The 22,759-nt window shown below is 65.2% G+C and carries 20 protein-coding genes; 4 read left to right on the top strand and 16 right to left on the bottom strand.

Going from position 1 to position 22,759, the window contains the following annotated elements; genetic code table 11:
* Genes nosD through H6678_05535 form a run of 3 tightly spaced genes read left to right on the top strand, consistent with a single transcriptional unit; the run spans position 1 to position 2,761 of the window.
* Positions 1–1,254, top strand: coding sequence for a nitrous oxide reductase family maturation protein NosD (gene nosD, locus H6678_05545; GenBank protein MCB9473257.1), 1,254 nt, complete (start codon positions 1–3; stop codon positions 1,252–1,254).
* Positions 1,251–1,982, top strand: a complete 732-nt coding sequence (locus tag H6678_05540) for an ABC transporter ATP-binding protein (GenBank protein ID MCB9473256.1) — start codon at positions 1,251–1,253, stop codon at positions 1,980–1,982. Before nosD ends, H6678_05540 begins: the two co-directional genes overlap by 4 nt.
* Complete coding sequence (locus tag H6678_05535) at positions 1,979–2,761, top strand: ABC transporter permease subunit (protein ID MCB9473255.1); 783 nt, start codon at positions 1,979–1,981, stop codon at positions 2,759–2,761. Before H6678_05540 ends, H6678_05535 begins: the two co-directional genes overlap by 4 nt.
* Before the next feature lie 728 nt (positions 2,762–3,489).
* Here the strand turns inward: H6678_05535 and hydE are convergent.
* From hydE to H6678_05465, 14 genes are all read right to left on the bottom strand, one after another.
* Positions 3,490–4,572: a [FeFe] hydrogenase H-cluster radical SAM maturase HydE gene (gene hydE / locus H6678_05530; protein ID MCB9473254.1), complete on the bottom strand. Its 1,083-nt coding sequence runs from the start codon at positions 4,570–4,572 to the stop codon at positions 3,490–3,492.
* A 50-nt stretch (positions 4,573–4,622) separates the two neighbouring features.
* Positions 4,623–5,885, bottom strand: coding sequence for a cystathionine gamma-synthase family protein (locus H6678_05525; protein MCB9473253.1), 1,263 nt, complete (start codon positions 5,883–5,885; stop codon positions 4,623–4,625).
* Positions 5,886–5,946: 61 nt separating this feature from the next.
* Positions 5,947–6,708 (bottom strand): SAM-dependent chlorinase/fluorinase, encoded by a 762-nt coding sequence (locus tag H6678_05520; GenBank protein ID MCB9473252.1) that lies wholly within the window; start codon positions 6,706–6,708, stop codon positions 5,947–5,949.
* A 43-nt stretch (positions 6,709–6,751) separates the two neighbouring features.
* Positions 6,752–7,780: a glycosyltransferase family 9 protein gene (locus tag H6678_05515; protein ID MCB9473251.1), complete on the bottom strand. Its 1,029-nt coding sequence runs from the start codon at positions 7,778–7,780 to the stop codon at positions 6,752–6,754.
* Complete coding sequence (locus H6678_05510; protein ID MCB9473250.1) at positions 7,777–8,682, bottom strand: lysophospholipid acyltransferase family protein; 906 nt, start codon at positions 8,680–8,682, stop codon at positions 7,777–7,779. The genes H6678_05515 and H6678_05510 overlap by 4 nt, the downstream gene beginning before the upstream one ends.
* Positions 8,679–10,838 carry an adenylate/guanylate cyclase domain-containing protein gene (locus H6678_05505; protein ID MCB9473249.1) on the bottom strand — a complete coding sequence of 720 codons (2,160 nt, stop codon included), beginning with the start codon at positions 10,836–10,838 and terminating at the stop codon, positions 8,679–8,681. Before H6678_05505 ends, H6678_05510 begins: the two co-directional genes overlap by 4 nt.
* Before the next feature lie 19 nt (positions 10,839–10,857).
* Positions 10,858–12,249, bottom strand: a complete 1,392-nt coding sequence (locus tag H6678_05500) for a sigma-54-dependent Fis family transcriptional regulator (GenBank protein MCB9473248.1) — start codon at positions 12,247–12,249, stop codon at positions 10,858–10,860.
* Positions 12,246–13,469 (bottom strand): ATP-binding protein, encoded by a 1,224-nt coding sequence (locus tag H6678_05495; protein ID MCB9473247.1) that lies wholly within the window; start codon positions 13,467–13,469, stop codon positions 12,246–12,248. The genes H6678_05500 and H6678_05495 overlap by 4 nt, the downstream gene beginning before the upstream one ends.
* Positions 13,466–13,924 carry a response regulator gene (locus H6678_05490; GenBank protein MCB9473246.1) on the bottom strand — a complete coding sequence of 153 codons (459 nt, stop codon included), beginning with the start codon at positions 13,922–13,924 and terminating at the stop codon, positions 13,466–13,468. Before H6678_05490 ends, H6678_05495 begins: the two co-directional genes overlap by 4 nt.
* An 8-nt stretch (positions 13,925–13,932) precedes the next feature.
* Complete coding sequence (locus H6678_05485; GenBank protein MCB9473245.1) at positions 13,933–14,217, bottom strand: hypothetical protein; 285 nt, start codon at positions 14,215–14,217, stop codon at positions 13,933–13,935.
* Positions 14,214–15,662 carry an amidophosphoribosyltransferase gene (locus H6678_05480; protein MCB9473244.1) on the bottom strand — a complete coding sequence of 483 codons (1,449 nt, stop codon included), beginning with the start codon at positions 15,660–15,662 and terminating at the stop codon, positions 14,214–14,216. Before H6678_05480 ends, H6678_05485 begins: the two co-directional genes overlap by 4 nt.
* Before the next feature lie 55 nt (positions 15,663–15,717).
* The gene (locus tag H6678_05475; GenBank protein MCB9473243.1) at positions 15,718–17,088 is read right to left on the bottom strand and encodes a sodium-dependent transporter; all 1,371 of its coding nucleotides are present in this window, start codon (positions 17,086–17,088) and stop codon (positions 15,718–15,720) included.
* Positions 17,088–17,660 (bottom strand): hypothetical protein, encoded by a 573-nt coding sequence (locus H6678_05470; GenBank protein MCB9473242.1) that lies wholly within the window; start codon positions 17,658–17,660, stop codon positions 17,088–17,090. The genes H6678_05475 and H6678_05470 overlap by 1 nt, the downstream gene beginning before the upstream one ends.
* A 32-nt stretch (positions 17,661–17,692) precedes the next feature.
* The gene (locus H6678_05465; protein MCB9473241.1) at positions 17,693–18,094 is read right to left on the bottom strand and encodes a RidA family protein; all 402 of its coding nucleotides are present in this window, start codon (positions 18,092–18,094) and stop codon (positions 17,693–17,695) included.
* Positions 18,095–18,325: 231 nt separating this feature from the next.
* On the opposite strand from H6678_05465, the gene H6678_05460 reads away from it, so the two are divergent.
* Positions 18,326–18,499, top strand: coding sequence for a hypothetical protein (locus H6678_05460; protein MCB9473240.1), 174 nt, complete (start codon positions 18,326–18,328; stop codon positions 18,497–18,499).
* Between the two features lie 131 nt (positions 18,500–18,630).
* On the opposite strand, the gene H6678_05455 is transcribed toward H6678_05460, so the two are convergent.
* Positions 18,631–18,972: a hypothetical protein gene (locus tag H6678_05455; GenBank protein ID MCB9473239.1), complete on the bottom strand. Its 342-nt coding sequence runs from the start codon at positions 18,970–18,972 to the stop codon at positions 18,631–18,633.
* Between the two features lie 1,594 nt (positions 18,973–20,566).
* Positions 20,567–21,874 (bottom strand): GTPase HflX, encoded by a 1,308-nt coding sequence (hflX, locus tag H6678_05450; protein ID MCB9473238.1) that lies wholly within the window; start codon positions 21,872–21,874, stop codon positions 20,567–20,569.
* Positions 21,875–22,759: the final 885 nt, after the last annotated feature.

Raw genomic sequence — 22,759 nt, 5'->3', positions numbered from 1 at the left:
ATGACACGCCCGCTCTCCTGCCTGCCTCTCTGCCTGCCTCTCTGCCTGCTGCTGGCCTGCTTGCTGGCCCCCCACAACCTGTGGGCCCGGGTTCTGCTGGCCAGCCCCGCGCGTGGGCTGGGGACCACCACAGCCCAGGCCCAGCCCGGTGATACGGTGCGCGTGGCCGCGGGCATCTACCTCGAAGACAGTGTGCGTGTGTCCTGCCGCCTGAGCCTGCTGGCCGAGCGCGGAGCGGTGCTCGACGGCAGCGGTGGGGGGCACCTGCTGCTGGTGCACGCCGACTCTGTGCGGATTGTGGGCCTGACCCTGCGCAACACGACCGCCAGTTACCGCTCGGACTACGCGGCGATTCTGGCCGAGAACTGCACCGGACTTCAGATTCACGACTGCGTGCTGGAACAGGCCTTCTTCGGCATCTATCTGGCACGCTGCACGGGGGCGCGGCTCACGGGCAACCGGATCGGGGCCCACTTCACCAGCGAGACCCTGTCGGGAAATGGAATCCATCTCTGGCACTGCCGCGCGCCCTTCATCGCGGGCAACACGATCCGCGGTCATCGCGACGGCATTTACCTGGAGTTCGTGCGCCAGGCCACCATCGAGCACAACGAAGGCCTGCACAACCTGCGCTACGGCCTGCACTTCATGTTCAGCGACTCCTGCCGCTACCTGGACAACACCTTCAGCGCCAACGGCGCCGGAGTGGCCGTGATGTACTCCCACGCCGTGGACATGAGCCGCAACACCTTCAGCGCCAACTGGGGCCCCGCTTCCTGTGGCGTGCTGCTGAAGGAAATCACCGACAGCAGGCTGGAAGACAACCTCTTCGAGGCCAATACCACCGGGTTGCATGTGGAAGCCAGCAACCGGCTGCAGGCCCACGGCAATCGGTTCGTACGCAACGGCTGGGCCCTGCGCCTGATGTCCAACTCGACCGAGGGGGTCTACGAGAACAACCTGTTCCTGGCCAATTCCTTCGACGTGGCCACCAATGGCCGCCAGAACTACAGCACCTTCCGCGGCAACCGCTGGGATCGCTACCGGGGCTACGACCTGGATCGCGACGGCTTTGGAGATGTGGGTTTCCGCCCGGTCAGCGTGTTCTCGCATGTGGTCCAGGACCAGGGCCCCGCGCTGATTCTGCTGCGCAGCCTGTTCGTGGACCTGCTGGACGGAGCCGAACGCGCCTTTCCCCTGCTGACCCCCATCACCCTGCAGGATGAAAGCCCCAGAATGGAGCTGCAGCCGTGATCCAGATCGAGAACATCGTCAAGTCCTTCGGCCGCATCCAGGCCCTCAAGGGCGTGACGGCACACATTCCCGCGGGGCGGACCAGCGCCCTCGTGGGTCCCAATGGCTCGGGCAAGACCACGCTGATGAAGTGCCTGCTGGGGCTGGTGCGCCCCGACAGCGGCCAGATTCTGCTGCAGGGCCAGCCCTTGACGGGCGCCCCCGCCCAGCGACTGCGGATCGGCTACATGCCCCAATTGCCCCGCTACCCCGACAACCTGAGTGTGGCGGAAGTGCTCGAACTGATCGCGGGAGTGCGTGCGGCGGCCACCCGTGACACGGACTTGTCCTCCATGGGTGGCTTCGACAGCACACCGCTGTTCGATCTGAATGCCCTGGGCGCACGCAAGTTGCGCGGCCTGTCCGGCGGCACCCTGCAACGGGTGGGGGCCGAACTGGCCTGGCGCACGCAGGCTCCGTTGCTGGTGCTGGACGAACCCACGGCCGGGCTGGATCCGCTGGCCAGCAGCCGGCTCAAGGACCGTCTGCTGCTGGACCGACAGGCCGGTCGTACTGTGCTGATCAGTTCCCATGTGCTGGCCGACCTGCAGGAACTGGCCGACCACATCATCTTTCTGCTCGAGGGCCGCGTGTGTTACACCGGGTCACTGCAGGACCTGCTCGAGCGCACGGGCGAATCCCGGCTGGAGCGCGCGGTCGCCTCGCTGATGCGCGCGGTGACGGCATGAGCGCGGGCTGGCTGGTGCTGCGCGCGGCCCTGCGTGACGGCCTGCGCAGCCGCATCGTCTACGGCTTCGGGCTGTTCTTTCTGGCGGCGGGCTGGATGATGGCCCAGCTGGGGGGCAACGCCGACAAGGTGCTGCTGAGCCTGCTCAGCCTCAGCCTGGCCCTGGTGCCGCTGGTGAGTCTGGTCTTCGGGGCCAGTTACCTCTACCAGGCCCGCACCTTCATTGAACTGCTGCTGGCCCAGCCCGTGAAACGGCACACCCTGTTCCTGGGCCTGTACACGGGGCTCAGCCTGCCCCTGGCCCTGGCCTGGCTGCTGGGCTGTCTGCCTGCCCTGCTGATGAGCGGCGGTGTGCGTCCCGCGGCGCTGCTGCTGTTTCTGGGAGCGGGCGTGGGGCTGTGTGTCGTCTTCTGTGCGCTGGCCTTCCTGATTGCGGTGCGCATCGGCAACCGCCTGCGCGGGCTGGGCCTGGCCATCGTGCTCTGGCTGCTGCTGGCCGTGGCCTGGGACGGCCTGGTGCTCATGCTGGCCTACCTCTTCTCCGACTGGCCCATGGAAGGGCCCGTGCTGGTACTCTGCCTGCTGAACCCCATTGATCTGGCCCGTGTACTGGTGCTGCTGCACTTCGAACTGGGCGCGATGATGGGCTACACCGGCGCCGTGTTCCAGCAGTTCTTCAGCGGCCCCCTGGGCACCGCCCTGGCCAGCCTGAGCCTGCTGCTCTGGGTCCTGGTTCCGCTGTGGCTGGCCGGGCGTGCCTTTCAGAAGCGGGATTTCTGAAAGTCATCCACTGACTTCCGGGCTTGGTCCATACACCCTTGCCGGAAGTTCCTTCTCCTTGATCGGCCTTCCCCGGTCACACGTCCGGGGCTCCATTGATTCGCGATCAATTCTTCCTGGCTTGCCCGATACTTGATCATACATGCTGATGGTCAAGACGGGATGACAATCGAACAACACTTCACTTCTGCATCCGACAACCCAAAACCACACTCTGTCCACAGCCAAGCCCCGAACGGGGCATCACACATACTAGCCCGTGGGGAATCCACGGGCGGGTGCGCGGGACACGGGAGGATGAGAGTATGCCCTGTAGCTACCGGGGCGCCATGCAATGGATCCCCGCTGGCACGTGACTGTCACCTTTGATCAATGGTCGTGGGTATGCAGCGAGTCGCCCATTGGCTCCAGAGGGATTAGCAGCAGGCAACCCGCATGGTTGGCTCCATGGGCTGCATCGCACACCGAACTCCGGAGGACTCAATCCCTCATCACATCCACCCCCGACTGACCCGAACGGGGCATCACACATACTTGACTGTGGGGAATCCATGGGCGGGTGCGAGGGGTGCGTCAGCAAGATTGTGTGCGGTGCAACACATTGGGATTCCCGCTTGCGCGGGAATGACCTGGTCTTTGCTTCGCCTGCGAAGGAATGATCTGGTCTTTGCTCCGCCTGCGCTGGAGTGACATGGCTTGGCTCCGCTTGCGTCGGAGGACACATTGGATCAATGGCGGCGCGCGTGCAGGGAGTCGCCCCATTGGTTCCAGCGGGGCTCGCGGCCGCAGGAGGCCAGCAGGGCTTCCAGCGAGGCGCGGCTCTCGCCGCGGTCCTGATTCAGGCCGGGCTTGTCGGGGTAGAGCTGGTACAGGGCGCGCACGCGTGGTGAGGTGACATTGGGCATGATCACGTTGGCCCCGGCGCGCAGGCCCAGTTCGCGGCCCCGGGGCGAGAGGGCCTCGAGGGCGGTGGTGGAGGCGATGTTGACATCGGGCAGCAGCAGGCGTGTCACGGCGATCATGTTCAGGGCACGGCGCAGCAGCTCGGCGCGGCTCAGGCGGTCCTGACCTTGCATGGGCGTGTCGGGCGTGGCCAGCCAGGGGCCCATCCCGATCATGTCGCAGTCCAGCTCGCGAAAGAAGAGGATGTCACCGGCCAGATCGTCCAGGGTCTGGCCGGGCAGTCCGATCAGCACCCCCGTGCCCAGCTGCCAGCCAATGGCCTTCAGGCTTTCAAGACAGCGCACACGCCGGGACCATTGCTGCTCGGGAGGGTGAATCGCGGAAAAGAGGCGCGGGTTGGCACTTTCGATGCGCAGCAGGTAGCGGTGTGCTCCGGCATCGAACCAGCGCTGGTAGGTCTCTGGACTCTGTTCGCCCACCGAGAGCGTGATGCCCAGGCCCTGGGGCAGCGTGGCGCTCACGCTTTCCTTGCGGATGCGCGTCACGCAGCGTGTCAGGTAGTCTATGAACGCGGGGTCCCGGCGCTCACCGGCCTGCAGCACGACCGAGCCGTAGCCCGCCTCGGCGCACCAGAGGGCGTTCTCGAGCACCTCGTCTTCATCCAGCCAGTAGCGCTGCACGCCCTGATTGGCACGCCGGATGCCGCAGTAGAGACAATTGCAGGTGCAGAGGTTGCTGAACTCGATCAGCCCACGTGTGCTGACTCCCGGGCCCATGCGGGCCAACGTGCTCTTCAGCGCCGCGCTTTCCAGACTGAGGGCGGCGTCCGGGCAGGACAGGCCCAGCAGATAGGCGATGTCGCTTCGCGAATGTGACCGGCTGGCCAGCAGCTCGTTCAGGTGATCCATGCGGGTGTCCTTTCGAGCGCGGGCAATGGCTGCCACACACTCGCCAGTCCCTAGAGCAATGAGTCCAGAGCCTGGCTCAGGTCAAAGACCAGATCGTCCACATGTTCGATGCCCACGCTCAGGCGGATCATCGAGGGCGTGATGCCCGCCACGTCCATGTCCTCGGGGCTCATGTCGCAATGGGTCATGGTGGCCGGATGCTCGATCAGACTTTCCGTACCGCCCAGGCTCACGGCCAGCTTGGCATGCTTCACGGCGTTGAGCACCCGGAAGGCTTCGGCTTCGCCGCCGACCACATCGAAGGCGATCAGCGAGCCACTGCCGCTGCACTGTTCGCGCCAGATGCGGTCCTGCTCCTCGTCCAGTTCACCCGGGTAATACACGGCGCGCACCGCCTCGTGGCTCTTGAGCATGCGTACCACGGCCCGGGCATTGGTCTGCTGCTGGCGCATGCGGATGCCCACGGTTTCAAGACTGCGCATCAGCAGCCAGCAGTCGAAGGGCGAGGCCATGTTGCCCAGGATGTTGCGCATTTCGGCCACAGGCTTGACCAGCTCCTCGCGCCCCAGGACCGCCCCGGCCACCACATCGCTGTGTCCGCCGATGAACTTGGTGGCGCTGTACAGCGAGATGTCGACACCCATCAGCAGGGGCTGCTGGAACACGGGCCCTAGGAAGGTATTGTCCACAACCAGCAGCACACGACGCTCGGGGGTGCCGTAACGGGCGCAGATCTCGACGCAGCGCTTGAGGTCCGTCATCAGGTTCACCGGGTTGGCCGGTGTCTCAAGATAGACCAGGCGGGCCTTGCCTTCCGATGCCGCCAGGCTGGCCTCAAGCTCATCGCAGAAATTGGAGCCCGCGTGGATCCAGTGCACGCCCATGCCCCAGCGCGGCAGCATCTTGCTCATGAAATAGTGGGTGCCGCCGTAGACCGGGGTGGTGGCGATGACCTGCTCGCCGGGTACCAGATGGGCCAGCACCGTGGAGGAAATGGCCGCCATGCCGCTGGCGAAGACCAGCGCCTTCTCCGCGCGTTCCCAGACCGCCAGCCGGTTCTCGAGAATCTCCAGATCCGGATTGTTGATGCGGCTGTAGATCAGCCCCGGCACTTCACCGGGGTCCTTCTCCTTCAGCCCGTAGGCCAGTTCGAAGAAGCGCTTGCCGTCCTCGGCACGCCGGAACACGAAGGTGCTGGTCAGGAAGACCGGGGGCTTCACCGAGCCCTCGGAAAGGAAGGGGTCGTAGCCGTGCCCCAGCATCATCGTTTCGGGGCGGGGATGCGACGGGTTGCGGGGATCGTGCTCACTCATGGCTGTATCCTGTGTCTGAATGTGTTTCGTTGCACGTCCATGGGCGCTGCTGCCTCCGCGCTCAGGGCAGCTCGCAGGACAGGACGCTGTCCGGGCTCACCCGCGCGGCGGCCGCGCCATCTCGAATGGCCAGTTCGATGTGACCCGAGCTGCCTTCCAGTACGCAAAGCCCCCCGGGTTCGGCCTGACTGTACACGTCAACCCAGCCGACGGAGCTTTGGCCACACTGGAACCGACAACTCCGCGGATCCGTGCCCTCAAGGTGCTCGCGGCGCAGGGCGCTGATCCGGTTGCCGAACCCGTCGGTGAACAACCAGCGTGCCCGGAAGCCTGCGCGTGTCCGCTCCGGTTCCCGGCTGAACACGGGCTTTGGCTGCACGACCCGGCTCTGGGTGGGCACGGAATCGTGTGCCAGCAGGTGCAGCGCCAACGGCACGAAATGATCGCGTCCGTGGAAGGTGCGGCTGGCCCCCGGCGGTGCCGCGGGCAGCAGCCAGCCCTCGCAGGCCGGATCGAGCTGGACGATGTACGACAGCAACCCGTTGTCCGGTGCCAGAAACCACTGGCCCAGAGCTTTCAGCGCCAGCACGCCGCGTGGACTGCCCACTCCCGGATCCACGACGCAGACGTGCAGACGCGGTCTGCGCGGCAGGTCCTTGATCGCGCTGTAGATCAGGAAGGCCGCCGCGCGCACGTCCTGGGGCGGGCAGAGATGGCTGATCTCGACCAGCTCCAGCCCGGGACACCCCTCGAGCAGGGCCAGTTTCATCTGCCCCACATACGAGGAGTCCAGTCCGAAATCGCTCAGCAGGGTCACGATCATGCCCGACCTCCCCCACAGCAGGTACAGATGGCACTGCCGGGTGTCATTCCTCTTGATCCAGATCCAGCAGGCGAGCGTTGCGCAGGGTCAATTCCGATGCCAGGGCCTCCAGCACGAGCTGTGGTGCCAGAGTTTCCAGGCAGGCCAGGGTGCCCAGCGGGCAGCGTCGATGGCCATGGCGCCCGCAGGGTCGGCAATCCAGCGGCAGTTCCAGCACCCGGTCGCGCGGGCCCCTGGGACCGAATCCGAATGCGGTGACAGTGGACCCGAAGAGCGCGAAGGTGGGCACGCCAGCGGCCTGCGACAGGTGCAGGGGCGCGCTGTCATTCACCACCGCCGCGCAACAACGCCTGAGTAACTGGAAACTCTCGCGCAGCCCCAGTTCGCCCGCGAGAGAGTGGCAGTCGGGCAGTTCCGCGGCAATGCCCGCGCAAAGCTCGCGTTCCCCGGGGCCACCCAGCAGGACCACGGGCACTCCCCGTTCTACAAGGGACCGGGCCAGACTGCGGAAATGATGGGGGGGCCATTGCTTGGTGGCCCAGACCGAGCCGGGCGCCAGCGCCACCGGCCAGCGCAGCCCCCGCTCCCTGAGCAGCTGGCGGACTCGGGTCCGCTCGGCCCGATCATCGTGCAATGTGGGCAGCGCGTCGTGATCCATGCCCAGCAGCGCCAGGATGCGGCGGCACTCGTGGAGGCTGCGGTCGTCGGTCACGGTCTCGGTGTACAACCAGCGGCCGGTGGCACTGCGGTAGCCGATGCGCCGGGGCGCCCCGGACAGACGGGCCAGCAGCGCACTGCGCAGGCTGCGGTGGGCCGAAATCAGCAGGTCGGGGCGGAAATCGCGCAGACGCATGCCCAGCCGCCAGATCCCGGCCAAACCCTTGTCCGCCCCCCGTTTGTCGTAGGGCAGCAGCAGGCTCACGCGCGGGTCATCACGGAAGAGTGGGGCGGCCAGGGCGGTGGTCAGCAGGGCCACGTCGCTGGCTCCCAGGCGCTCGTGAAGGGCATCCAGCAGGGGCGTCAGCAGGATCACGTCGCCCAGGAAGGCCGTGTGGATCACCGCCACTCTCATCGTCCGTGCTCCGGGGGTACAGGTTGTGTCTTCCAGCGACGATGCATCCAGAACCACTGGGCCGGGTGGGCCCGCACGCGCTCCTCCAGCAGGGTGGTGAAGCGCTGGGTCAGGGCCTGCACGTGCTCGTCGCACAGGGTCCAGTCCGGGTCCACCGGGATCTGGCTGAATTCGATCTCGTGGTGCCCATTGGCCAGCCGCCGGTCGTTGACGAAGAGCATGGGTGTGCCCAGGCGCAGGGCATAGACCGCGGCTCCCTGGGGCGTGGAGGCCGGCTGGCCCATGAAGTTCACGAAGATCCCGCGGCTGCGGGCGTCCTGGTCGGAGAGGAAGGCCACCAGGCGATTGCGACGCAAGTGCTTGAGCACCAGACGGCCGGCTTCGCGCGTGTAGATGATTTCCACCCCCGCGCTGCGGCGGGAGTCGTTGACCAACCGGTCGAACTCCGGATCGGCCACCCGCTTGACGATGTAGGACAGCGGCAGGCCACTGAGGCTGGTGGCGGCGCCCATCACTTCCCAGTTGCCGTAGTGTCCGCCCACGCAGACCAGCCCTTTGCCCTGCTCCAGCAGACGGCGGGGCAGTTCGGGATCCAGAAAGCGCACATGGCGGTCCACCCAGGCCCGGTCCATGCGGGGCAGCCAGAACAGTTCCAGACCGGTAAGCGCGAACTGGGTACAGCACTCGCGAATCACGGAACGGCGCCAGGCGGCGTCCATGTCAGGAAAGGCCAGGTCCAGATTGCGCCGCATCAGGGAGCGTCTCACGGGAATCAGATACGTCCAGAGCCAGCCGATGCAGCGGGCAAGCGGCGGCAACGCTCTCCAGGGCAGGGCCAGAATCAGGCGGGACAGCAGGCGCACAGGCAGACCGCGCAGGGATCGGGTCGCGGCCTCGCTCATTTTTCCTCGAAGGCGGTGACCCCGTCCCAGTCGGCCGGCGGTGGGGACAGCACCCAGTCGGTGCAGCGGGCGCGCATCACGCGCGAGGGGGCGTCATCGGGCCAGCGTTCAAGCACGGCGGCGAAGGCCGCTTCGGCGGCGGCGTAGTTCCGGGCCAGCATCAGTGCGCGGGCCCGGTCCCAGGCCTCCACCCTGGCGAGGGCCTCGGGGGCTCTGGCGCTGCCCACCGCCGTGATGATCTCGTACACAGCCACGCCCTCTTCCTTGCCCTTCACGCGAATCACATCCAGGGCGCGTCCGACGAATGCCCCACCCAGCTGTTTCCAGGTGGCCTCGCTGGTCATGATCCACGACCCATAGAACTTGTTGGCCCCTTCGAGGCGCGCCGCCAGGTTCATGTTGTCGCCGATGGCCGTGTAGTCGTAGATCTCGCGGCTGCCGAAGTTGCCCACCGCCATCACGCCCGTGTTGATGCCCACGCGGGCCCGCACGGGCGGGAAGCCGCGCTCGGCCCAGCCGGCCCGCAGCTCCTCGAGCCGCTCCTGCATGGCCACCGCCGTGGACACGGCCTGCAGCGCGTGACTCTCGCTGGGCAGCGGCGCACCGAACTCGGCCACGATGGCGTCGCCGATGTACTTGTCCAGAATGCCCTGATTCTCGAAGACCCGGTCGGTCATCTCGCTCAGGTACTCGTTCAGCAGCTCCTGCAGCGCGGTGGGCGTCAGGCTTTCGGAAATGGTGGTGAAACCCGCGATGTCGGAGAACAGGGCCGTGATCTCGCGCTCCTGACCGCCCAGGGCGATCTTCGAGGGGTCCTTGAGCACCTCGTTGACCACCGCGCGTGACACGTAGCGCGAGAAGATCGCCCGTACTTCCTGGCGCTCGCGGCGGGCCCGCAGAAACTGCTGGAGCACGCCGGCGGTCCAGGCTCCGGCCAGCGCCACCAGAGGCGCAAGCAGGGGCAACCAGTGGTTGAATCCAGTGAAGGCCTTGAGACAGGTGAATGCCCAGGCCGCCGCCAGCACCAGCAGCACCAGCAGCGAGGGCAGCGGCCCCAGCCAGAGAATGGCCAGTCCGCCGGCCAGCCCGGCCAGGGCGACCAGCAGGCGGTCCTGGTTCGCGCTGCTGCGCGTGATGAAGGAACGATCGAGCATGGTCTGGATGGCGTGGGCGTGGGTTTCCACCCCGGGCATCTCGTGGGCCGAATCGCCATACCCGTACCAGGGGGTCATCTTGTTGTCGTGCAGATCGTCGGCGGACACGCCCACCAGCACCAGCTTGTCCTTGAATGGATTCACCGCGTCGTCGCCGAAGAAGGCCGCGAAGAGCTCGGGGTTCTTCATCATTTCCATGTAGTCGGTGTCCATGTCCGGGTCGGCCAGATCGAAGTCGGCGTCATCGAGGATGCTGGAGAAGCGATAGGTGGGAAAACTGCCCGTGGGACCGTAGTAGTTGATCCGCATGATGTTCTTCAGGTCGCGGGAGAGGGGAATCCGGCAACTGCCGATCACCAGTTCCTTGCCTTCGGGCTCCGAGAGGTGATCCACGCCTTCCAGCTTCATGATCAAGCGCGTGCCGATGGTCGGCAGCAGCTCGTCCTTGGGCTGGTAGAGATTGTAGCGGCGGTTGATCCGGTCGCGGTCCTTGATGTCGTCCACCAGGCCCCAGTCGGTGCCACCGGCAAGCAGGATCGGCAGGGGAGGATCCACGCGCGTGTAACGTGTGCCACCGCGTGCGCTCTCGGTGATCATCTCGCCACTCAGGATCGTGTCGTCGGCTTCGGCCAGGGCGGCCGCCAGCTCCAGGTCGCCTTCGGGGTCCTCGGAGGCACTTTCGGTGAACATGATGTCAAAGATCACGGTGCGCGCGCCGGCGGCCCGCAGGTTGCGCAGCAGGCGGGCATGCCAGGCCCGCGAGAAGGGCCAGCGCGCGTCCAGATCCTTGTAGGTGCGATTGTCCACCTGCACGATGACAACCGGGCTGTGCTCCAGCGAGAGCGGCCCGCGCAGCTGGAAGCGCAGGTCCAGCGTGCGCAGCTCCAGACCGAACACACTGCTGTCAAGCAGCGCGAAGATCCCGGCCAGCAGGATGCCCACGAAACCCACCCAGACCGGCGACCAGAGTCGCCGAAGATTGTCGGGCGTGCGTGGAATCACCGGTGAGGGTCGCCCGTGCTCATGCGTGTTCGCCCTTCTCCAGCTGGCCCGCCAGCTCGGGATTGTCGATGCGGTACTCGTTGAGCTTGTTGCGCAGGGTGCGAATGGAAATGCCCAGCGAGTCGGCACTGCGCGTGCGGTTGTTCTCGAAGCGCTTGAGCGTGCTCAGGATCAGGCGTTTTTCCATTTCGTGAATCGTGATCTCGCCCAGACTCAGCTCGGGTTCCGCTCCCGGTTCCATGAAGGTTTCCATGGGCGCGAAGGAGGCGGCGTCCAGCACATTGCGGCTGGCCATCACCACGGCACGCTCGATGCTGTTCTCCAGTTCGCGCACGTTGCCGTCCCAGGTCTGCGAGAGCAGCCAGCGCATGCCGTCTTCGGTGATGCCCAGCACGTTCACGCCCATCTTCTCGCTGAACTTCTTGAGAAAGGCCTCGGCCAGCAGGGGAATGTCGTCCTTGCGCTCGCGCAAGGGAGGCAGGGTCACGGGAATCACGTTCAGCCTGAAGTAGAGGTCCTTGCGGAAGGCACCGCGCGCCACTTCCTTCTGCAGGTCACGGTTGGTGCTGGACAGAATGCGCACGTCCACCTTGACCACGTCGTTGGCGCCCACGCGCTGCAGTTCTCCTTCCTGCAACACGCGCAGCAGCTTGGCCTGCAGGCCCAGCGGCATTTCGGAAATCTCGTCGAGGAACAGGGTGCCGCCGTCGGCCTCCTCGAAAATGCCCTTGCGCTCGGAGGTGGCCCCCGTGAAGGCACCCTTCACATGACCGAAGAGTTCGCTCTCGAGCAGCTGATCGGGAATCGCGGCGCAGTTCTTGGCCAGGAAGAGCTTGTCGGCACGGTTGCTGTAGCGATGCACGGCGCGTGCCACCAACTCCTTTCCCGTACCGTTCTCGCCCTGGATGAGAATGCTGGAGTCGCTGCGGGCCACGGTCTTGAGCATGTCGAAGATCTGCTTCATGCGCGCGTTGCGCCCGATGATGGCCCCGAAACTGTCGCTCTCCTCAAGCCGGTTGCGCAGGAAGCGGGTCTCCCCCAGCAGGCGCTTGTGCTCGAAGGCCTTGCGCAGACGGTGATCCACTTCCGGCACGGTGCAGGGTTTCTGGATGTAGTCGAAGGCGCCCAGTTTCATGGCCTGGATCGCGTTGTCCACACTGGCGTGGGCGGTCATCATCATCACCAGCAGGTCCGGGTGCTTCTCGCGCAGTTTCTCGAGAAATTCCAGGCCGTTCATGTCCTCCATGCGGATGTCGGACAGCACCAGATCCACGGGGGTGGTGTCCAGCAGGTGCAGGGCCTGGGCCGCGCCCGGGCAGGTGTGCACGATGTAGCCCAGCTCGCCCAGACCGGTTTCCAGCAATTCGCAGATGAGCTGTTCGTCATCCACCACCAACAGGCTGCGTTTCATCGCGTGAGTTCCTGAATTGGGCGACCCGGGCCGCCGGTCAAGGGCAGTTCCACCCGGAACACGGCGCCACCCGTGTGTTCCAGGGCGACCACCGTGCCGCCGTGCAGTTCCACGTTCTTGCGCACGATGGCCAGTCCCAGCCCGGTGCCCTTGGCCCGGGTGGTATAGAAGGGATTGAAGAGCTTGCGCCGCTGCTCGGGGGCGATGCCCGGCCCCGTGTCACGGACGTCCACCACCAGGCGCCCGGGTTCGCGCAGCAGTTCCAGATGCACCTCGCCCTGTTCCTGGCCGCGCATGGCCTGCACCGCATTCTTGCACAGGTTGAGGAAGGTCTGACGCATCAGTTCGGGATCCATCAGCAGCCGGGCCGGGATCTTGCCCAGATTCTCGTGAAGCTGAATGGGGCTCTGCATCTGGTCCAGCTCGATGCGGATGAAACTGAGCACTTCCAGCAGCACCGTGCGCAGATCGGCCTCGTGGTACACCGGCTCGACCTTGCGCGTGTAGGCCAGCAGGTTGGTGGCCACCTTGTTCAGCCCGTCGACTCCCTCGATGATCTTGGAGACATAGCGCCGCTCGCGGCTGTCCACCGGCAGCATCTCCTGGAGCAGTGCGGCGAACCCGCCGATGCCGCCCAGCGGGTTGCGCAGCTCGTGAGCCACGTTGGCCGCCATTTCCCCGAGAGCCGCCAGGGTACGCACCTGGGCCATGCGCTCTTCCATCTGGCGCACGCCGGTCAGGTCGTCCAGGATCAGCAGCACACCAATGGGCTCGCCCGTGCTGTCGGGCACCAGGCGGCAGAGCACTCGCAGGCGCAGTTCCTGCTCGTCGTGCTCCCACTGGAAATCGTCCAGCCTGAGTTCGCGGGCCTCGCGGATCACGTCGTCCACCACGCGGGCCAGTTCGGCCGGCAGCACATCGGTGGCCCGGGCAGGCCCCGCGGGCAGGCCCAGCAGCACGCGGGCCTGGGGATTGGCCTCGCTCAGCCGTCCGTCCAGTTCGATCATCAGGACCGCACTGGACATGCTGTTCAGAATCTGCATCAATTTGTTGCCCACCCGCTCCGTCTCGAGCAGGTGGCGGGCCAGCAGCTGGTTCTTGCGCTCCAGCTCACGGTTCAGGTCGTCCAGGCGCTGCTGCAGCAGTTGCTGGGTGTGATGCAACTGTTCGGCAAGCTGACGGGGGTCCGCGCCCTGCGGTGCCATGGTGCCTGTGCTCACGAAGGACCGTTCCCGCCTTCACCGGCCTTCAGGCGTCCCAGCTCGCGCTCCAGATCGGCAATGCGATCGCGCAGGCCCGAGACTTCCTTGCGCAGCAGACGTTCGCGGTGGCCGCGTTCCAGCATTTCCTGCACCTCGTCCACCTTGAAGGGCTTCACCAGGTAGCCGTAGGCGCCCAGTTGCAGGGCATCCAGGCAGGTTTCCAGTGAGGGGTAGCCCGTCATCACCACGATCACACTGTCGGCGTGATCGCGGCAGAGGCGCTCGATGTGCTCCATGCCGTTGCAGCCGGGCAGGCGGATGTCCACCAGTACCGCGTCGAAGTGCGTGGCCGCCAGGTGCAGGAAGGCATCTTCCATGCGTCCGCAGACATCCACCTCGAATCCCCGCAGCTGCAGGTTCTCCAGCAGGATGTCCTGGCTGCCCGGGTCGTCTTCAAGAATCAGCAGTTTCATGGCTTGCCTCAGGTCTGGGCGTTCTCCGGGCCCTCTTCCTCTTCTTCCTGCTGGAACATCTCGCGGTAGTATTCCCACAGCTCGGGAATCGGCTCCACATAGGCTTTCCAGGCGGTGAGGGCCTGTTCCTGGTCCACGCATTTGTGGCAAAGGATGATGGTGTTGTCCTGACCGATGCCGACCCAGCCACGATCGTAGCACAGCTTGCAGCTGCGCCGGCGGCGGTTGGATCCGGCGATGGTCTTGGCGGCTTCCAGATGCTCGTCCGCAAGGCGGAAGGGGGTGGTGCTCATGCTCTCCTTTCGGCGGTATCCGGGGCCTGGGCTCCGGGATCCGTCTGTGCATGTGATCCGCAGCCCAGGCGGGGTGCGTCGACTTTTTCAGGGTAGTTGCCCGAGAAACATGCGGTGCAGAAGTGCGATGGATCCTTCTCCGTGGCACGCAGCATGCCTTCCAGGCTCAGATACTTCAGGCTGTCGGCTCCCAGGGTGCGGCAGAGCTCGTCCTCGGTGGTGTGACGTGTGGCCAGCAGTTCCTCGGGGTCGGGAAAATCCATCCCGAAATAACAGGGATGGCGCACCGGGGGCGAGGTGATGCGCACGTGCACCTCGCGGGCACCGGCGGCCCGGATCATGCCCACCAGCTTGCGCATGGTGGTGCCGCGCACGATGCTGTCGTCCACCAGCACCACGCTGCGGTCGCGCAGCACGCCTTCCACCGTGTTGAACTTGAGGCGCACCTTCTCGGTGCGGCCTTCCTGCTCCGGGGCGATGAAGGTGCGGCCCACATAGTGGTTGCGGATCAGGCCCAGTTCGAAGCGCACGTCGCTGCGACGGCTGTAGCCCAGCGCGCTGGTGTTCGAGGAATCGGGCACGGGCACGGTGATGTCGGCGCCCGGAACGGGGTGTTCGAAGGCCAGGGCCTTGCCCAGCTTGCGCCGGGTCTTGTCCACGTTCTCGCCGAAGATCTTCGAGTCGGGACGGCTGAAGTAGACCAGTTCGAAGATGCAGTGGGCCGGCCGGCCCTTGGGTGCGTAGCGGTGGCTGCTCATGCCCTTGTCGTCCAGCACCACCAGTTCGCCCGGTTCCACGTCGCGCAGATAACGCGCGCCGATGATGTCGAAGGCGCAGGACTCGCTGGCGAAGACCACCGCATCGTCGAGCATGCCCATCGCCAACGGGCGGAAACCGTGTGGATCACGGGCCACGGCCAGACCTTCGGGGCAGAGGAAGACCAGCGAGAACGCACCCTGCAGGCCCTGCAGGCCTTCGGAAATGCGTTCGGCCAGACTGCCGCCCCGCGAGCGGGCCATGCGATGCAGCACGATCTCGGAGTCGGTGCTGGTCTGGAAGATCGCGCCCTGTTCCTCAAGCTCGCGCCGCAGACTGGCCGCATTGCTGATGTTGCCGTTGTGCGCCATGGCCAGCTCGCCGTCCTTGGTGACCACCTGGATCGGCTGCACGTTGTGATAGTCGCTGGCGCCGTGGGTGGAATAGCGCACATGCCCGATGGCCGCACGTCCTTCCAGGTCACGCAGGCTGTGGCGATTGGGGAACACGTCACCGACCAGCCCCATGCCGATGCGCCGGTTGAGGCGGCGCTCGTGCAGGCTGACGATGCCCGCGGATTCCTGCCCCCGGTGCTGCTGGGCATTCAGCCCCAACACGGCCAGCGAGGAGGCGTGATCCACGTTCCAGATGGCGAAGATGCCACAGAATTCGCCGACACCAGCTTCCATTCTCACTCCTGTTCGGGGCCGGCAGCGCCGGTCCGGAGTTGCGGTCAGTGATCGCTCAGACCGTGATCAGCCCCACCTTGTTCAGCAGGATCAGCAGGACCAGCACGGGGGCCACGAAACGGATCAGCAGGGCGAAGCCCGTGTAGAGCCAGGCCGGATGTTCGGTGTCGCCGAATGCCTGGCGCAGGCGGGCATCGGGAATCACCCAGCCCACGAAGAGCGCCGTCAGCAGCCCGCCCACCGGCAGCATCCAGTTGCTGGCCAGGTAATCCATCGTGTCAAAGAAATTGCGCCCGAAGAAGGTCATCCATTCGGGCAGCACACGCCCCGAACCGGCCACCGCCGAGGGCATGCCCAGCAGAAAGATCAGCGAGGCGGGCACCAGGGTGGCCTTGCGCCGGGTCCAGCCCAGCTTGTCCATGAAGGTGGACGTGACCACCTCCAGCAGGCTGATCGCGCTGGTGAGGGCCGCGAAGGCCAGCATCAGGAAGAATACCAGGGCGAGGAACATGCCACCGGTCAACTGCGAGAACACGATCGGCACGGTCTTGAAGACCAGACCCGGCCCCGCCTGGCTCTCGAAACCGAAGGCGAAGATGATCGGAAACAGCATCAGGCAGGCCAGCATGGCGATGAGCGTGTCAAAACCGCTCACGGCCAGTGCGCTGCCCAGCAGTTCCTTGCGGGTCTTGAGATAACTGCCGTAGGTCAGCATGGCCCCCATGCCCAGACTGAGGGTGAAGAATGAGTGCCCCAGCGCTTCCAGAATCATATGGGCGTTCAGATGGACATCGCCGGGCATGAAGAGAAAGGTCAGCGCCTTGCGGAAGCCCTGTTCGGGCAGGAAGATTCCACGGATCACCAGAAAGACCAACAGCACCAGCAGGAGCGGCATCAGAATGTTGCAGGTCTTTTCGATGCCCTTCTGCACACCGCCCAGCACGACGCCGACCGTGAGTGCCATGAACACCGCATGCCAGAAGAGATTCAGACCGGGTGAGGCGTACACCGCGCCGAAGATCTCGCCGATGGCATCGGGGCCCATGCTGGTGAAGCCCTTGAGCGACAGCAGCACGTAGTTGAGCGCCCAGCCGGCCACCACGCTGTAATAACTGAGGATCACGAATCCGGAGGCCACACCCAGCCAGCCCACCCAGCCCCAGAGGCTGCCCTTGCGGTGGAAGTGCTCGAAGGCACCCACCGGACTCTGGCGGCTGCCGTGTCCCAGGATCATTTCGGCCAGCATGATCGGCATGGCCACCAGCAACACGCACACGAGATAGATCAGGACAAAGACTCCGCCCCCGTTCTCGCCCGTGATGTAGGGGAACTTCCAGATGTTGCCCAACCCTACCGCACTGCCTGCGGCAGCCATGATGAATCCGATTCGGGAGCCCCACTGGGGGCGCTGTGCCGGTTCAGCCATCAGTGTCCTCCTGGTGCATGGTGTCCGGGAAAGGTGACGGGAATGCAGACCGTCACACCGGGCAGGCCGGTGGGGCCGCCCAGGCGCAACCGGCTCGTGGATGATTCGGTGTCGTCGTCGTAGTTGCTCATGGCACCCCCCACGTAGGCATCCAGGACCCCCGCGAGGCGGACGAACATCCACCACCAGAGCAGCTTGTTGCGGTCGTCCAGATAGAATTCCTCGCGCAGCAAGCTGAACTCCTTGAGGGCTTCATCGTCGCCCATGAAGGCCTCGGCGCGGGTGGCTTTCCAGTCACGCCATTTGGTGTGCTGGACGCGTGCGCCATACAGCAGACTCAATTCGGCCAGTGTGAATGCCGCCGCCTTGACCCATTCATCATTGTAGGCCTGGCCCCAGCCGGGAAGGACCATGCTGCGCAGCATCGCGTTGCGTGCCTGGAGCAGCGACAGGCTGTCGGCGCCCTCCGTGGTCAGAGGCCGCTCCGTGTCCTGCGCCCGCACAATGGGGCCAAAGGCCAGACAAAGGCCCAACAGGCATGCGGTCACACGGCCCGTGCAACCTCGGGCCAAGAGCCGGATCCCGGAGTGACGTCGCTTCAGGATCACGCCCCTGTGTGATCGGCCGTGGTCGCCACCGCTTCGATCTCCACCCGCACATCCTTGGGCAGGCGGGCAACTTCAACGGCGCTGCGAGCCGGAGGATTTTCCGGGAAGTACTCGCCGTAGACCCGGTTCACTTCGGGGTAGTCATTCATGTCCTTGAGGAAGATCGTGACCTTCAGAACGCGCGTCAGACTGGAGCCGCCCGCTTCGAGCACGGCTTTCAGGTTGTCCATGACACGCCGGGTCTGGATCTCGATGTCTCCTTCGACCAGGTGACCCGTGGCCGGATCCAATGGAATCTGGCCTGCGGTGAAGAGCAGCCCGCTGCGGGTGCAGATCGTCCCTTGACTGTAGGGGCCGATGGCTGCCGGGGCCTTGTCGGTGGCAATGATTCTGTTCACGGATGAACTCCGCTGGTATTGAAGGGAGGAATGGGGGGATGCCCGCTGGCATCCGGTCACGTGCCTGAAAGTACCAAGAAAGGACCCAAGGCACAGCCTCCGGGAGGCAAAATTTTCCGACTTTCGCGTGCGTGCAGGCGCGCAGGGTGCCGATTTGGCAAAGGGCGGTGGCCGGCGTATATTGGCGGGTCGTTCATCGACCTGCCCGCACCGCAATCCCAGGGAGCCACCATGTCCGAAGAGAAGAAGAAGGCCGAAACCCCGAAGAACAATTCAAGGGAAAACGAGCTGGTGGAAATCATGCAGCTGATCGCGTTTCCCGAGCCGGACAAGTACCTGGACCTGATCAAGCAGATCTGCAACACCACCAAGATCGATCGCAGGCGCGTTCACAAGATCGACTGATCCCCGATTTCTCGCGATTTCCCAAAGGCCAGCTTTGAAAAGCTGGCCTTTTTCATTGCCGGGGGTGCCGACCGGGCAAAAAAAGACCGCACTCCCGAAGGAGTGCGGCTTCATCACACCTGGAAGGTGGATTACATCTTGTTCAGCAGCTCGCGAACATAGGCGCTGATGCCCAGCTTCTGCTTGCTGGCCGACTTCTCCAGGCTGGAGAGCAGCTTGTCGGAGATCCGGATGTGGATCACGTTGTTCAGCAGCTCGCCGGCCTTCTTGGGGGCAGCAGCCTTCTTGGGGGCAGCGACCTTCTTGGGGGCAGCGGCCTTCTTCGGAGCAGCGGCCTTCTTCGGAGCAGCAGCCTTCTTCGGAGCGGCGGCCTTCTTCGGAGCAGCGGCCTTCTTCGGAGCAGCGGCCTTCTTCGGAGCGGCGGCCTTCTTCGGGGCGGCAGCCTTCTTCGCCGGAGCTTTTGCCTTTGCCATGAGTTCCTCCCGTTGGTTTGTGGATCACGGTATTACATGTGTCCCGACAAAGCTAGAAGTGTAATTCTGGCTTGTCAAGGATAATTTTCATTATCGTCACACCGTACGACGACTTTAACTCCACCCCCCGAATCCACATCCGCACGGCTCACCCGGTTATCCCTTCCCCGGCTCCGTTCGTGAGCCAGCTCCCCGGAGTGCTCGGGGGTCCGGTCGATCACAAAGCTATTCTGTTCAAGATCCGGCATTCCGTACCGCTTCCGGGCGAGTGCTCCAGGAAAAAACGGAGGGCCGGAAAGGGGTATACGGGGCGCGGACAGTGGATCCGGGGCGTCTACGCCCCCCGGATTTTCCGCCTGCCCCCCCGCGGAACCGGGGGGGGGTGCAAGGAGGGACACATCGCCCTTCCCCGGGGCGAATGCACGCTCACGGTCCACCGGCTCAGCGATGGGGGAGCCCGCGAATGGAACCTGCTATGGGCCGGTCTACCTTCGGGGCATCCCGGCGAGAGCACCACGAATCTCCCCTTTTCAAGCCCCGGAAATCGAGGGTCACCCCCTGTTGATCCGGGTCGGAGCCTCCGCGGGAAGGCCCTGGAACACCCCCTCAAATCCGGAAGATCCGCGCGGGGAACCCGCATTTTCGCCCGGATTCAAAGCTGAAAACGACAAAATCACCTCGTCCGGTGCTCTCAGCTCGAGGCGGACGGGTTCCGGGGTACACGGTTCCCGGCGGCGTGCACAATCCGTTCGGTGGGGGCCGATCCACGGAGGCCCGGGATTGTGTCCGGGGCCATGTGTGCCCATGCCCGGGGAAGGTATCCACGCGACCGCGGGGCGACGGTATGGCCTTCCGCAACCGTCCTGGTGAGCCCGGTGATCTGCCCCGGCCGGGTGACCGGAAGCGGTCGGTCACGTAGTGACACCTGCCGCAAACACTGGGTCCGGTCGGGAGCGTGAGAGGCGAAAATCCCGTGTATGGGCCCGATTGCAAAGCTGAATCGGGGCTGAATCGCTGCGCGTGCCAGAGGCGCGGATCAAGGCGCGATGGCAGCGCACACCCGGATGCTGGCGTACTGTCGCGCGTCGAGAAGCCGGGGTGATACCCCACTCGCCATGGTCGGACGTCACGCTCCACTGGATGGTCCCCGGGATGCCTCTGTGTTCAAAGCCGGAATCCCCCGGGTTGACGGCTTCCCGCCCTTCCTCGAGCCTGCCCCGGCAGGGGCGTACACCTGACCCGGGGCCGTATCCGCAAGCAGGTCGCCCCCCCATGCCCGTTCCACGGATGCACGTGTCTCCCCCGGTCAAAGCTGGTGCGGCACGTTGCAGCAGGAGAGACACCCCGGGCTGCCTTGAACCGTCCGGCCACGGCCGGACACCGCGTGCGGCAGCTGTGCCCGAATGGCTGACGCCCGGGGCGGTGAACCCGATCCGTGTCGAATGAGGACCCAGTCAGGGAGACCGTCCGTGCGTGTGAACGCTCCACGACGCGACGTGAGAATGGCGGCCGGGAATCGGTCGGATCCGACCCGGAGATACAGCGCCCGGTGCTGGGCACCGGGCGCTGTTCGAAACCTGTGTCCGGGGGTCTTTCAGGCAGGTACCAGGATGCAACCGCGGTCGGCGAATTCCCGCACGAAGGAATCCCGGTGGGTATGCTCCACGCGCAGCAGATACTCGAAACCGTGCTCGCTGGAGCCTTCGTCAAGCAGGTGACACTGACGCCTCAGCTCGCCCAGCAGCTTGCCATGGGTCCAGGGAACCGTGCAGCGGAAGCGGGCCCAGCGCTCGTTCTCGCGCAGGCCCAGGTCGGCCACCAGTTCATCCAGGCGGATCTCGCGGGTGGCACTCACCAGCAGGGAGGGCGTATGCAGGCGTCCCGCAAGGCTCAGTTCACCCGGATCCAGCACACGGTCGATCTTGTTGAAGAGGTACAACACGGGGGTATCCCCGGCTCCCAGGTCTTCCAGTACTTCCTTGACCCGCGTGATGCGCTGGTTCCAGGCCGGATGGGACAGGTCCACCACGTGGAGCAGCAGATCCGCCTCGGCGGCTTCCTCGAGCGTGGACCGGAAAGAGGCCACCAGGTGATGCGGCAGCTTGCGGATGAATCCGACCGTGTCCGAGAGCAGACAGCCCGCGCCATCGGCCAGTTCCAGACGGCGCACGGTGGTATCCAGGGTGGCGAAGAGCCGGTCTTCCACGAACACTTCGGAACCCGTGAGCCGGTTCAGCAGTGTGGATTTGCCCGCGTTGGTATAGCCCACGAGCGAGACACGGAACAGGCTGTCGCGGCCCTGGCGGCGGGTTTCACGCTGGCGCTGGATCACGTCCAGCTCCTCTTCCAGCTGCTTGATCCGGGTGCGTACCAGACGGCGGTCCGTCTCGAGCTGGGTCTCACCGGGGCCGCGCATGCCAATGCCGCCACGCTGGCGCTCAAGATGGCTCCAGGCCCCGGACAGGCGGGGCAGCAGGTACTTCAGCTGGGCCAGTTCCACCTGAGTGCGCGACTCACGCGAGCGGGCGCGTGCCGCGAAGATGTCCAGGATCAGGCCGCTGCGGTCGATCACCGGAACCTTGAGTTCCCGTTCGAGATTGGCCGCCTGGCGTGGCGAGAGATCGTCGTCGATCAGCACCAGATCCAGCGTCAGTTCGTCCACAAGGGCGTGCAGCTGCGCCACCTTGCCCTTGCCGATCCAGGTGGCCGTGTCGGGTCGGGCGCGGTTCTGGATGACCTGATCCAGCACGTCGGCACCGGCCGTGTCCGCCAGCTGCACCAGCTCGTCCAGATGCTCGCAGACGGTTTCCCGTTCATCACCCTGCTGCTGCAGGGCCACGGCCACGGCGCGTTGGCGGCGGACCTCACTGGACCGACCGAGGGATTCGAAGCTCTGATTCATTGTGTCTCGCCTTTGTCCTCGGCTCCCCGCCCCCGGGCCAACCACATTTCAAGCCCCAGCAGAACCAGAGCGGCGACCAGCAAGGATCGCCAGATTTCACGCCCGCGCCGCTCATCTCCGAAGCGGGCAGGATCGGTGTGTCCCGACAAAGCTAGAAGTGTAATTCTGGCTTGTCAAGGATAATTTTCATTATCGTCACACCGTACGACGACTTTAACTCCACCCCCCGAATCCACATCCGCACGGCTCACCCGGTTATCCCTTCCCCGGCTCCGTTCGTGAGCCAGCTCCCCGGAGTGCTCGGGGGTCCGGTCGATCACAAAGCTATTCTGTTCAAGATCCGGCATTCCGTACCGCTTCCGGGCGAGTGCTCCAGGAAAAAACGGAGGGCCGGAAAGGGGTATACGGGGCGCGGACAGTGGATCCGGGGCGTCTACGCCCCCCGGATTTTCCGCCTGCCCCCCCGCGGAACCGGGGGGGGGTGCAAGGAGGGACACATCGCCCTTCCCCGGGGCGAATGCACGCTCACGGTCCACCGGCTCAGCGATGGGGGAGCCCGCGAATGGAACCTGCTATGGGCCGGTCTACCTTCGGGGCATCCCGGCGAGAGCACCACGAATCTCCCCTTTTCAAGCCCCGGAAATCGAGGGTCACCCCCTGTTGATCCGGGTCGGAGCCTCCGCGGGAAGGCCCTGGAACACCCCCTCAAATCCGGAAGATCCGCGCGGGGAACCCGCATTTTCGCCCGGATTCAAAGCTGAAAACGACAAAATCACCTCGTCCGGTGCTCTCAGCTCGAGGCGGACGGGTTCCGGGGTACACGGTTCCCGGCGGCGTGCACAATCCGTTCGGTGGGGGCCGATCCACGGAGGCCCGGGATTGTGT

Source organism: Candidatus Delongbacteria bacterium, assembly GCA_020634015.1.
GTDB lineage: Bacteria > CAIWAD01 > CAIWAD01 > CAIWAD01 > CAIWAD01 > JACKCN01.
The sequence above is the reverse complement of the archived record's forward strand: the minus strand, read 5'-3'. Positions and strand labels throughout refer to the sequence as shown.